The sequence below is a fragment of the Thermodesulfobacteriota bacterium genome, assembly GCA_040755095.1.
GTDB lineage: Bacteria > Desulfobacterota > Desulfobulbia > Desulfobulbales > JBFMBH01 > JBFMBH01.
The window spans coordinates 1-11,448 of the sequence record JBFMBH010000140.1; the positions used below are offsets into that span (position 1 = coordinate 1).

General features: G+C 65.0%; 14 protein-coding genes. 5 read left to right on the forward strand and 9 right to left on the reverse strand.

The genetic code is table 11. The annotated features are described in order from the left end of the window. From AB1634_16430 to AB1634_16465, 8 genes are all read right to left on the reverse strand, one after another. Positions 1-208: polysulfide reductase (locus AB1634_16430; GenBank protein ID MEW6221102.1), on the reverse strand; the 208-nt coding region annotated here is incomplete at its 3' end. 18 nt (positions 209-226) lie between these two features. Next, positions 227-1,138 carry a 4Fe-4S dicluster domain-containing protein gene (locus tag AB1634_16435; GenBank protein MEW6221103.1) on the reverse strand — a complete coding sequence of 304 codons (912 nt, stop codon included), beginning with the start codon at positions 1,136-1,138 and terminating at the stop codon, positions 227-229. 48 nt (positions 1,139-1,186) lie between these two features. After that, entirely contained in the window at positions 1,187-1,723 is a 537-nt protein-coding gene (locus tag AB1634_16440) for a cytochrome c3 family protein (protein ID MEW6221104.1), read from the reverse strand. A 116-nt stretch (positions 1,724-1,839) separates the two neighbouring features. After that, on the reverse strand, positions 1,840-2,148 hold the full coding sequence (locus tag AB1634_16445; protein MEW6221105.1) for a hypothetical protein: 309 nt from the start codon (positions 2,146-2,148) through the stop codon (positions 1,840-1,842). Positions 2,149-2,253: 105 nt separating this feature from the next. Next, positions 2,254-2,412, reverse strand: a complete 159-nt coding sequence (locus AB1634_16450; GenBank protein ID MEW6221106.1) for a hypothetical protein — start codon at positions 2,410-2,412, stop codon at positions 2,254-2,256. 811 nt (positions 2,413-3,223) lie between these two features. Next, positions 3,224-3,451 (reverse strand): hypothetical protein, encoded by a 228-nt coding sequence (locus AB1634_16455; GenBank protein ID MEW6221107.1) that lies wholly within the window; start codon positions 3,449-3,451, stop codon positions 3,224-3,226. A 105-nt stretch (positions 3,452-3,556) separates the two neighbouring features. Further along, entirely contained in the window at positions 3,557-3,721 is a 165-nt protein-coding gene (locus AB1634_16460) for a hypothetical protein (GenBank protein MEW6221108.1), read from the reverse strand. Between the two features lie 377 nt (positions 3,722-4,098). Further along, positions 4,099-5,916, reverse strand: a complete 1,818-nt coding sequence (locus tag AB1634_16465; protein MEW6221109.1) for a sigma 54-interacting transcriptional regulator — start codon at positions 5,914-5,916, stop codon at positions 4,099-4,101. Between the two features lie 428 nt (positions 5,917-6,344). Between AB1634_16465 and AB1634_16470 the strand changes: the two genes are divergently transcribed. From AB1634_16470 to nrfD, 3 genes are read left to right on the forward strand one after another with little or no spacing between them, the layout of a single operon-like run. Continuing rightward, positions 6,345-7,109, forward strand: a complete 765-nt coding sequence (locus AB1634_16470) for a 4Fe-4S dicluster domain-containing protein (protein ID MEW6221110.1) — start codon at positions 6,345-6,347, stop codon at positions 7,107-7,109. A gap of 37 nt (positions 7,110-7,146) precedes the next feature. Next, the gene (locus AB1634_16475; protein MEW6221111.1) at positions 7,147-7,560 is read left to right on the forward strand and encodes a c(7)-type cytochrome triheme domain-containing protein; all 414 of its coding nucleotides are present in this window, start codon (positions 7,147-7,149) and stop codon (positions 7,558-7,560) included. Positions 7,561-7,585: 25 nt separating this feature from the next. Then, a complete protein-coding gene (gene nrfD / locus AB1634_16480) occupies positions 7,586-8,791 on the forward strand; it encodes an NrfD/PsrC family molybdoenzyme membrane anchor subunit (protein ID MEW6221112.1) in 1,206 nt (401 codons plus the stop codon). A 30-nt stretch (positions 8,792-8,821) separates the two neighbouring features. On the opposite strand, the gene AB1634_16485 is transcribed toward nrfD, so the two are convergent. Next, positions 8,822-9,115: a hypothetical protein gene (locus AB1634_16485; protein ID MEW6221113.1), complete on the reverse strand. Its 294-nt coding sequence runs from the start codon at positions 9,113-9,115 to the stop codon at positions 8,822-8,824. Positions 9,116-9,617: 502 nt separating this feature from the next. Between AB1634_16485 and AB1634_16490 the strand changes: the two genes are divergently transcribed. Both AB1634_16490 and AB1634_16495 read left to right on the forward strand, forming a co-directional pair. Further along, entirely contained in the window at positions 9,618-10,649 is a 1,032-nt protein-coding gene (locus AB1634_16490; GenBank protein ID MEW6221114.1) for a cytochrome c3 family protein, read from the forward strand. An 11-nt stretch (positions 10,650-10,660) separates the two neighbouring features. After that, on the forward strand, positions 10,661-11,326 hold the full coding sequence (locus AB1634_16495; protein MEW6221115.1) for a cytochrome b/b6 domain-containing protein: 666 nt from the start codon (positions 10,661-10,663) through the stop codon (positions 11,324-11,326). Positions 11,327-11,448: the final 122 nt, after the last annotated feature.

The window sequence follows — 11,448 nt, forward strand, 5'->3', positions numbered from 1 at the left end:
CGAAGATGAAGCGGGAGACGGTCACCGGGACGCCCACCGCGAAGATCGCGGCCAGCACCCAGTTGAAGGGGTTGCGCACCAGCTGGGCCAGGTATTCCTGGGGGGTCAGGCCCAGCAGGAGCTTTTCTTTGACGGTCCAGAGGGTCTTGCCCTCCTCCTTGTACGGGGTTGTGACCGGGGTGTGCCCGTTGGCAACGAGTGTTCTCATGGATGCAGCTCCTCCTGGTTATCGCTTGTTGGCCTGTTGCTCGTTCTTCACTGCCTCCTTACGAGTCGCCAGGAGGTGGAAGCCGCCGAAGAGGGCGGGCCAGATCGTCAGCACCATGGGCACGATGGTCAAAAACTCCTTGACGTAGTTGATGATCGGCTCGTTGCCCAGCTCGGTGTCAAAGCCAACATTCTCGAAGCCCACCGAGGACAGGTACATCCAGGCCGTGCCCCCCACCTCCTTCTCGCCGTAGATATGATCCACGTAGCGATCCGGGTTGCTGCGGATCCGCTCATGTCCCAGCTTGATGAGATCCTGGCGGCGGCCGAAGGTCAGCACCTCCTGGGGGCAGGCCTCCACGCAGGCCGGCGGCCGACCGAGCTTGAGCCGGGTGTCGTAGCAGAAGATGCACTTCTTCACCACCGGGTTGAGGACACTGGAGTAGCTGTAGGCCGGCACGTAGAACGGGCAGGCGACCATGCAGGTCCGGCAGCCGACGCACACCGAGGCGTCATAGACCACCGCCCCTTCGGGCGTCTTCTTGTAGGCGTTGACGAAGCAGGAGGTGAGGCAGGCCGGCTCGTTGCAGTGGTTGCACTGGATCTTCCGGAACAAGGGATGATCCTGACCCGGCACCTCGTAACGGTTGACCACCGTGTAGGCGCCCTCGGAGGTGCGGCGCTTCTGGTTCAGGACCGACTGGTCGTCGAAAGGCTGGGCTGGGGTCGGCAAGCCCTGCTCTTTGTTGCAGGCCGCTTCACAGCTGCGGCAGCCCACGCAACGGGTCAGATCCACCAGCACGCCCATGGACTCGGGATAGCCACCAAAGGAATGGGCCGCTTCCGCCTTCTTCGTCCCCAGCACTGTGGCAGCGGCTCCACCCAGGAGGCCGCCCTTCAGGAATTTTCTGCGGTTCAGTGTGCTCATCATCGATCTCCTTCCGTTCCGCGATCGCGTGGTCAAAGGTGAAGCCAAGGATCAGTGGCTGCCTGCGGGCTTCGTGCCAGGGGCCGGGGCATACTTGCCGGCACGGAACATCTTGTCACCGGCATCGGTCCGGGAATGACAGTCCTGACAGCCGACGGGGGCACCCATCTCCCGGTGACAGCCCATGCAGCGCAGATGATAGGCGCCCTTCAGCCCCACCTTTTCGGTATGGTACAAGGCCTTGTTCTCGGCCACACCCTTGAGGTAGTCCGCCTCAAAGCGCTTGGCGGAGTGGCAGTCCTTGCAGCCCACCACATCCGACTCGGCTGCCGTCCTGTGACAACGGGCGCAGTTGGGATCCTCGGCCGGGGCACCGGTGGTGTGATGATGGCAGGTGACGCAGCTCCCGCTGGTGGCATCCACGTGCATGGCATGGTCGAACTGGACTGGCTCGTAGAGCTGGGCCAGGGAGTTGATCTCGATGTCAGCCGGCGCATCCGCTGCGTCCATGGCGGTGACGCCTGCCTGCGCCCCGGCCAGAACAACGAGGCCTGCCAGCCCTGCAATCAGGTAGTGCTTCCGCTTCATCGCTTCGCTCCTCTCCATCGGTATGGTTTAGTGTCCCGGATTCCGTCGTTGCCGTCCGCCCGGACCCGGCCGCGCCGCCAGCGGCGGCGGTGGCCGGGCTGCGGAGCGGGGTTTCATCAGGCCGTCTCAGCACCGGCCTTGCCCCGATCCAGGTACCGGAAGAAGACCGGGAAGCTGCTCAGGAAGGCAGCACAGATGAGGTACTCGACGCCCTTGATGTGGGTATAGAAGTCGACGAAGGTGTGGTGCTCCTGCATCACACCGACGGCTACCAGATATTGCCGCAACAGCTCCGACACATCCCAGCCGACCTGGGCGAGGCCGCTCAGTACGGCCGCAGAAGACCAGATGGTCATCAAGGCGCCAACAAAGACCACGGAATGGAAGAACAACCTTGACGACCCCTTCTTCTTGCCCTGTTCCATGTCTATTCCTCCTCGTTCTGATTGGTATTGCATCCCGGCCCCGGACCGGCGGCCAGGAAGACCGCTGCCGCTGCGACCGGGATGTTCTCGGTCACAGGTGTGAGCTTAGTGCACCAGGGCAATGAGCAGACTGACCGCCCCCCAGATGCCGACAACCGTGGTCACGCCCAGCACCAGACAGAAGCACAGCTCCCGGACCGATCGCCGTGCCCTTTCCACTTCCATCCCCACCGCCCTTGTCGCCGTACAGACAGCACTCGACATCGCTCGACCTCCCCGATCTCCTTTGTTTGGACTTTTGACCGGTGTCTCCCAGACCTCGGCCGGATTGGCTTTCCTTCCCGGACCGCTATGCAGAGACCGTGCCAATCCTGGTCGGCTCGCCTGGATCCCGCGCCCGCCGGCGCCTGTTGGCTGTTGGCGCGGCGGCCGCAAAGGGGACCTCCCCAGACCGACCCCGGGGGGCCGTCAACTTTATTCAAGAAGTCCGACAAGTTACGATGGAGTCCTCCCCGGGGGCCGGCCGGGTGTTGCAGGCGACGGCGGCGCAACACCCGTCTGGCTCGGACGACGGGCGATGGCGGCGGGCCGCCGGGAGCGCTGTCCAAAAAATGAGGCGGAATTCATTTGTTAACATGCTGATATCACATGATAAATCATGAGAAGACGGAGTCAATCCGCCAGCAGATCTGTTGCAGCAGCAGTGTCTCACGCCACACCCCGGCGCAACAGATCTGTGGCGCATCGCCCATCACGGCAACGACCGCCGCTACAGGAGCGATGGCCACCAAACGCAAGCTGACGCGGCGCGGCGCTTTCGGAAAGAAGGGAATCGGTCAGGACCCGAAGAAAAGGGCCCCAGTGACAAGGAAAAAGGGGGGAGCAGGGCCGATGTCAAGGCGGGACCGGTGCGCGGGCTGAGCCGGGGTGTGCAGACCGGCCGCTGCGGGACCCCCACCCGGCAAAGGCCGGAACGACTCCCCTGGCAGGGGCCGTTCCGGCCTGGGAGCGGCAGGGCTGCGGCCGGCCGTCCCCGGAAGGGGGGCCAGCCGCAGCAGACGGCTTGATGCAGGGCTCACAGACCAGTGAGGGCTGTGAGCAGACCGCGTCCCAAGGCGCGCAAGCCATCGGCGCTGCCCAGGCCGCCCACCAGACACAGCACACCCCAGACCCCCACCAGGGCCGACATGGTGATGATGACCCCTACTCCAGACCGGGACAGCCCAGCCTCGAGCCTGCCCATCTCCACCTCGTGGGCCATCCTGCCAATCCGGTTTTCCGTGGTGTGCGTCGTGTTCGCCATGGTGGCTCTCCTTGCTGCCTGCACCGGCGGGGTCGCCGCTGTTGTTGTCAGCGCCGCCCCTGGGGACGGCGTCGTTTGATCATACCGAGCCGCTTGCCCCGTCTCCTAAAGGGTCAAAAGGGAGATAAGGAGGCTGACCGCCCCCCAGATGCCGAAGATGCTGGCTGCGCCCATGATGATGCCGAAGACCACGTCCGCCTTCTTGGTCCTGGTTGCCCCGGCCTCAGCCGCGCTCAGTCCTTCGTTCACCGTCCGCGCTGTCTCTGTCATGATCGTTCCCCCTCTGTGGTGGCTGTCGGTTCTTCAGAATGATGCCGCCCCGGGTGTTGCAGGTTCTCTTGCGTGGGAATGATCTGCATAGGGCATGCCAACATCAGCCCACCCCCTGCCTCGCCGCCGAAGCCCCCGACCAGCCGCCCGAAAAGGCGTTTGGCTGGAAGACACCACCGGCCGTCCGCCAGCCTTGACACAATACCGGGGTGTGGCCAAATCTGTGGCACGCCACACTTCTGTGGCAACAGTGTCGCCACGCCGGCCAAGGGCGGCGGTCAAGATTCGCCTCCGGCGCGGCCGGCAATCAAGTCCAGGGGCAGGGCAGCAGAAGGCCGAAAAACGGGTGGGAACGGCGCGACCGGGAGGGCCGACGGTCAGGGAAGGGGTTCGTCAACCTCTGTGTCGATGTTGTGGGCCAGAATCTTGCGGTACAGGGTGCTGCGATCGATACCCAGGAGGCGTGCCGCCTTGGCCTTGTTGCCGCCCGCTTTTCGGAGCGCCCGCAGGATGCGCCCCACCTCGTCCCCGTCGTCCGCCGTCGCCTCTTCCCCGGGGAAGGCTGCCGCCCCGCCCTGCGGCGCGCCCGCCGCAAGGCGGCCAGCGGTGGCCGCCGGACCGGCTCCTGCCACCACGTCGGCCAGGAGGTGCTCCACGGTGATGGTGCTGCCCGGGCACAGCACGTAGGCCCTCTCCATGACGTGCTCCAGCTCCCGGACGTTGCCCGGCCAGGAATAGGCCTCCAACGCTGCCAGGGCCTGGTCGGACACCCCACTGATCCCCTTGTCCATCCGCGCGTTGAAGCGCTGCAAGAAGTGCTGGACGAGAAGCGGAATATCGCCCTGACGCTCCCGCAGGGGCGGAAGCATGATGTCCACCACCCGCAAGCGGAAGTAAAGATCTTCCCGGAAAGCGCCATCCCGGACCCGCTGCTTGAGGTCAGCGTTGGTGGCCGCAATGACCCGCACATCCACGTGGATGGGCTGATCCCGGCCCACTGGGTAGAAGGTGCGCTCCTGCAGAAAACGGAGCAGCCGGAGCTGCATCCGGGCCGAGATGTCGCCGATCTCGTCCAGGAACAAGGTGCCACCGTCCGCCTGCAGGATGCGTCCCAGCCGGTCCCGCTCGGCACCGGTGAAGGCGCCCTTCTTGTGACCAAAGAGCTCGCTCTCCAACAGGTCCTCCGGAATGGCGGTACAGTCCACCTTTACCAGGGGCCGACTCCGGCGCGGACTCTCGTTGTGAAGGGCCTCGGCCACCAGCTCCTTGCCGGTGCCGCTCTCGCCGGTGATGAGCACCGTGGTATCCACCTGGCCGACATTTTCGACCAGGGCATAGATCCGCTGCATGGCCACGCTTGCCCCGACCAGCCGGTGGAAGCTGGAACGGCGCCCCCGCTCGCCCAGGTCCTCCAGATGGGTGACGTCCCGGGCGGTAAGAACCACGCCGAGAAAACGACCCAGGTGATCCTGCAGGCGGGCCGCGGTCACGCTGAGGATGCCCCGGCTGCCATCCATCCGCAGCCATTCCAGGCGGTGCTCCCCGACCTCCTCCCGGTCCTTGAGCACCCGCAGCGCATCCCGCATCAGGGCCTGGGCTACCGGCTGCGCCAGGGTCGCCAGGCTGATGCCTGCCCCCAGCTCCGGCAGGAAGGCCTTGCACCAGTCCCGGGCCATGTCGTTCATGTCCACGACCTTGAGGTCAGGATCCAGGGTGATGATCAGCTCCCGGACAGAGCGCAGGATCGTTTCCTGAAAGTAGCGGCTGCGCTCCTTCTCCTCCTCAAAGCGCTCTTTTTCCTTCTGCAGCGCCCATTGTTCCAAGGCGCGGCCAGCCACCCGCAGCAGGGCATCCTTCTTCACCGGCTTGGGCAGATAGTCGAAGGCGCCGAGGCGCACCGCCTCGGTGGCGGTCTCGATGTTCGGGTAGCCGGTGATCATCACCACCGGGCAGCGGCGGCCGTCTTCCCGCACTTGGCGCAGAAAATCGATTCCCGAGGCCCCTTCCAGCACGATGTCGCTGATGATGAGGTCGAATTCCTGCTGCCGCACCGCAGCCAAAGCGGCCTCGAAGGTGCCCACCCCGGTGACCTCTCCGTAGCCGGCCAGCTCCAGGAAGCGCTCGAAGGTCAATCGCAGGTTTTCCTCATCGTCGATGACCAGGATGCGTGCTCCCTGATCGGCCTGCAGGCTCATGGCTTCCATCCTCGGTCCAGGCCCCCCGGGGACGCCGGCCATCGGCACCCGCGGGGACGAATGAAGGAAACACTGCACAATATCAAGAGGTTACAAAACAACGCACCCAAGAGCGTTGCATCCAGCAGCTAAGCGCAAAGCACGGATAAAGTCAAGAAGCTGTCGGCCGAGTGCGCGCCGGCCACCGCTGCCACAGCTGTGTTGCGGCAAGCCACCGGAGCAACGTCCGTGACGTGACCCTGCCTTCAGCAACGAGATCAATGGGTTAGGACGGAAATGCCCTTGACCTCCCCCAGAGGGCGGCCCGGAACGCCGCCGCGCCACCCCATGGATTTGGTCTTGACCGGGCTCCGCCACGGACCGTATAATGCAACACTTTTTTTTGCCCCAGTGCAGCAGACCCTGTTGCACGCGGCACTCGACAGGCCATGCCACGATCCGTCATTCCCAAGCTTCCCCGTTCCTCCCAGGCCGGCCCGCCGCCAGCCCTGCTCGACCGTCGTGCCTTCCTGCGCCTGGGGCTGGTGGTCACCGGCACCCTTTGCGGAGGCGGCATCCTCGGTCTAACCACGGCACGGCCAGCGCAGGCAGCCTTCCGGCTGCACCCCGCCGGGCCCCTGGGTAGCCATCCCTATTCGCCCCATCATGCCATGGTGGTGCGCCTGGACCGCTGCATCGGCTGCGAGCGGTGTGTGGAGGTTTGCGCAGCCACCAACAACGTGCCGGCGTACGGCTTCCGGATCGCGGTACTCGCCCGGGCCTTGCAGGACACTGATCAGGACCGGCCGCGGGAGTTCTTGCCCACCCTGTGCAACCACTGCAACAAGCCGCCCTGCACCCGGGCCTGCCCCTCCAAGGCCACCTACAAGGACAAGAAGACCGGCATCGTGCTGGTGGAAGGCCAACGGTGCATCGGCTGCCGGGCCTGCGTGGCGGCCTGCCCCTACAACGCCCGCTACATGAAAGACGAGACAGGCACGGTGGACAAGTGTGACTTCTGTTTCCACTCCCGCCTGGTTCGACGCAAGCCCGTGGCCTGCGCCGAGGCCTGCCCGGCCGCCGCCCTGGTCTTCGGTGACATCAAGGACTCGGAGAGCGAAGCCCATCGCCTGCTCCACGCGCCTGGCCAGACGATCTGGGTGCTGCGACCTGAGCTGGGCACCCTGCCCCATGTCTTTTACATCCGTGGCTGAGCCGCCATCGCTGCCCCGCACCGGAAAACCGTTACCCATGCCTTGCCCTGCCGCCCGCCGCCTCCTCGCCTCGTTCGGCCTGCTGGCCCTGGGCCTGTGCTCGGCCTGGCTCGCTGCGGCCCGGCCGCTCATGGCTGCGGCCCCGGCCCCGCCCGGCTCGGTGCTGTTTACAAAACCGATCAAGGCCGTGCTTTTCCAGCACCGCACCCACGACCGGCCGGACATAGGCTGTGAGGCCTGCCACCCGGATCCTTTCTCCAGGCAGGCCGGACAAGCGGAGGCCGACCCGGACTTCACCATGGCGGCCATGGCGGCCGGCCGATTGTGCGGCCGCTGCCACGATGGCCGGATCGCCTTTGCGGTGACCGGCCGCTGCCAGGCCTGCCATGTCGGCGCTGTCTGGCTCCGGCAGCAGACACCTTCCAACGCCGACGGCCGCCACCCCGGTTGAGCCGGGCCGAGGCCAGGACCCCACCATGTCCGAAGAATTCCCCATCGAGGCTCTTGAGGAATCACGCCTCGACACCGAACAGATCAGACGGGCCATCATCCTTTTTGCCCTGCTGGCGATCTTTGGCCTGACGGCCGGCATCTACGCCAAGCTGATCGGTCACCGCAGTGCCTTCAATCTCTCCCGGGAGATCCCCTGGGGGATCATGGTGGCGACCTTCGGCTTCTTCACGGTCACCGCCACCGGCGTCGGCCTCCTGGCTGCCGCCGGACACCTGGTCCGCCGGACCGGCCTGGCCCCACTGGGCAACCGCGCCATCTACCTCACGGTGATCCTGCTCCTGGCGGCCTTTTTCGCCATCACCCTCCAGGTGCAGCACCCTTGGCGCCTCCTGGTCTACAACATGACCTCCCCCAACCTCACCTCCAACATCTGGTGGATGAGCACCCTGTACGGGATCATGGTGGGATCCATGTCCCTGGAGTTTGTCTCCATGGTCTCGGTCGCCGGCGGTGGCCAGGGATCGGTCCTGAAGATGAGCATCCTTGGTGCCCTGGCCGGCCTGGCCGCCAACAACAACCTGGCGGCGATGGTCACGGCCGCGACCGACCCGCCAGTCTGGCAGCCCGGACAGCTGCAGCTGGTGCTCCTGGTCTCGGCTCTTTTGTCCGGTAGTGCCGCCCTGGTGGCGGCCACCGTCGTGGCGGCTGCCATCCGTGGCAGCAGCCTGGACCGGGACAGCACGGCGGCGCTGTCCCGCCTGACCCGCACCTTCTTGTGTCTGGTCGTCCTGGTCCTGGTCCTGAACGGCTGGCGCCTGTACGGTCTTGCCACCGCCGACTCGGACGAACTGCGGCAGGGGGCGCAGCTCTTCATTTCCGGCCCCCTGGCGACCAACTTCTGGATCTTCGAAACCGCTCTCGGCCTCGTGGCCCCCCTTGGCCTGCTCCTCGCCAGCCGGCTGACCCGGACGCGGCTGATCGGACTTGCGGCAGCATTGGCTTTGGTAGGTGCCTTTTTCCAGCGCTATGACATCCTGATTGCCGGCCAGATCATCCCCGCCTTTCGGGGCTGGGATGGCGTGCCGCCCCATCTGGAGTACGCCCCCTCCAGTGCCGAGCTTCTGGTGGTGCTGGGCAGTCTCGGTCTGCTCGGCACCGGCTTTCTGCTGGGCGAGCGGTTCTTCGGCCGGGTCTTCCAGGGGTTGCCCCCCCTAAAGCCACCCCGCTAGCCTCCCTGCCGCGCCTGCCTTGCGGCCGGGTCAGTGGCCGCGGGCCGCATCGTACCCTTCGCGAAACCCTCCCTGATAGGCCTTGCGCAGGAGCGGATTGGCCACCTCCGGCTCTGCCGCCGGTGGCTCGCCTGCCGCCTGCCGCTCTCCAGCCTGCCGCCCCATCTGCCGGTACTGCTCCAGGGCCGCCTCCTCCGTGGCCGGGCCATACACCAGCGACACGGCACAGTTCTTGAGAAGAAAAAAGGCCAGGAGCAGCATGACCAGGGTTGTCAGCCTGGCCCCCCACTTCGTGTACGCCGGTATCTCTGTCGTGTCTGCCATGGGCTGGGTGAGATCCAAAGGGCTTGGAAGGAGAACTTGGGGCGGCCGAGCCAGCCGGCCCCCAGAGAAGCCGCCAGCGACGGCACCAGTCCGGGAGCTTACCCGAAACCGCACCACCGCGAAAGCCGGCGCCTCCTGGCTGCGGCACTTCGGCTATCCAGTCACCTACCGCAACCATAGAGATTCGTCAATTTCTGCCAGCAGGGGTTTATATTTATATTGACAAGAGGCAAGCCAGGTAGTCCAATGCGAAGTGTTGCAGGATGAAGCACGGGCGCCACACTTGTGTAGCCGGGTGGGCGACCCCGAGACACGGGCCCGAGCATGCAGACACCAGGAGGTGAGGCGACCACAGCCTGCGCACGGCGGCACTGACCACGGCAACCACAGGACATCGGGATGACCCACAATGGGGGAGGTACGAGAAATGGGAAGAGTACTCGTCAGGTTGGCGCTCCTTTCTTGCTTCGTCATCGTCTGTGTGGGGGCTGCCACGCCACGCATGGTCGGGGCGACAGAGAACAGCGACTGCCTTGAGTGCCACAGCGACGCGGGACTCAGCCGGGCGGCGTCGGAGGGCATCAAGCACGAGCTCTTTGTCGACAGCAACCGTTTCAAGCACTCGGTGCACAACATCAACGGCATCGGCTGTGTCGACTGCCACAGCGACCTGGCCACCCTCAACTTCGACAACGAGGTTCCCCACTCCACCAGTGCCGAGCCGGTATCGTGCGACAACTGCCACGACGCCGAGGCCCGGGCCTACACCAACAGTGTCCACCGCAAGGCCAGCGGCAAGGGCATCAACATCCCCTGCTACGCCTGCCACGAATACCATTACACCTCCCATCTGGATGCCAACTCGGTACTGGAGCGGGAGAACGCCTTTTGCCTCAAGTGCCACAACCCTGGCAAGTTCCATGACTGGCTGCCCCAGAAGGAAACCCATTTCGCCTTCGTGGAGTGCACGGTCTGCCACGCGCCGGACGCCCCCCGCCACATCAACCTGCGCTTCTTTGATCTGGTCAACAACCGCTTCCTGACCACGCCCGAGCTGATGACCGCCATGGGCACCACTCCGGCGGACTTCTTGCCCCTGGTCGACCGCAACAAGGATCAGGTCATCAATGCCGGCGAATTCGATGACATGGTCTTCTTGCTCCGGCAGAAGGACGTGCGGGTTACCGTCCATGGTGAGCTGGTCATCGAGCTGCAGCCGTCCGTGCACCACGTCAACCGGGGAGTGGCGAACCGCGAATGCGAGCAGTGCCACGTGCCCACGTCGCCCTTCTTCGAGGAGGTGCGCCTGACCCTGGCCGAGCCGGACCGGACGACCACCCACAGCAATGTGGAGCGGGCGGTACTGGAGAGCTATCATGTGAGCCACTTCTACGCCCTGGGCGGCACACGGATCCGGCTACTGGACAAGATCGGGGTCGGCATGATCGCGGCGGCCGCTGCGGTGGTCACGATCCATCTCCTGGCGCGGATTGCGACCATCCCCAACCGCAGGCGCGAGCATGATGAACTGTAAGGAGGGCCACCATGCAACAACAGGCACGCAAGCTGCATATCCATTCCGTGTACACGGCTGAACACCCCAAGAAGATGTACGTCCACCCCGCCCCCGTTCGAGTATGGCATTGGGTCAACGCGGTAAGCTTTGTGCTGCTGATCGTGACCGGCCTGCAGATCCGTTTTGCCGAGATGTTCAGCTTCTTCTCTCTGGAAGAGGCGGTGCGGATCCACAACTACGTCGGTTTCGTGGTCATCGGCGCCTACGCCTTGTGGGTCTCGTTCTACTTCGGCACCGGCAAGATCCGCCTCTACTTCCCCAACCCCAAGACCTTCATCCCCGACGCCATCCGTCAGACCAAGTTCTATACCTCTGGCTACTTCAAAGGGGAGAAGAACCCGCACACCATGACCCCGGACCACAAGTTCAACGCCCTGCAGCAGAAGGCGTACCTGGGCATTATGTTCCTGTTCCTGCCTGCCCAGATGATTACCGGGCTGTTCCTGTGGCGGATCAAAGGCTTCGCCAATTACATCGACATCCTCGGTGGGGTGAAGATCGTTGACACCGTGCACGTGGTCCTCTTCTTCTTCTTCAGCGCCTTCCTCGTCGCCCACGCCTACCTGGCCACCCTCGGCCACACGCCGCTGGCCCATTTCAAAGCCATGTTCACCGGCTACGAGGACCATCACTGAGGTCGGCGGGCAGCCCGCCCGCCTCCCGAGCACGACCCGCGAGGCCGCCGGGGCACTGCCCAGGCGGCCTCGCTGCTTGCGGCGCCCCGCCCCGAGCCTGCAGTCGTCCAGCCCCCCATCCA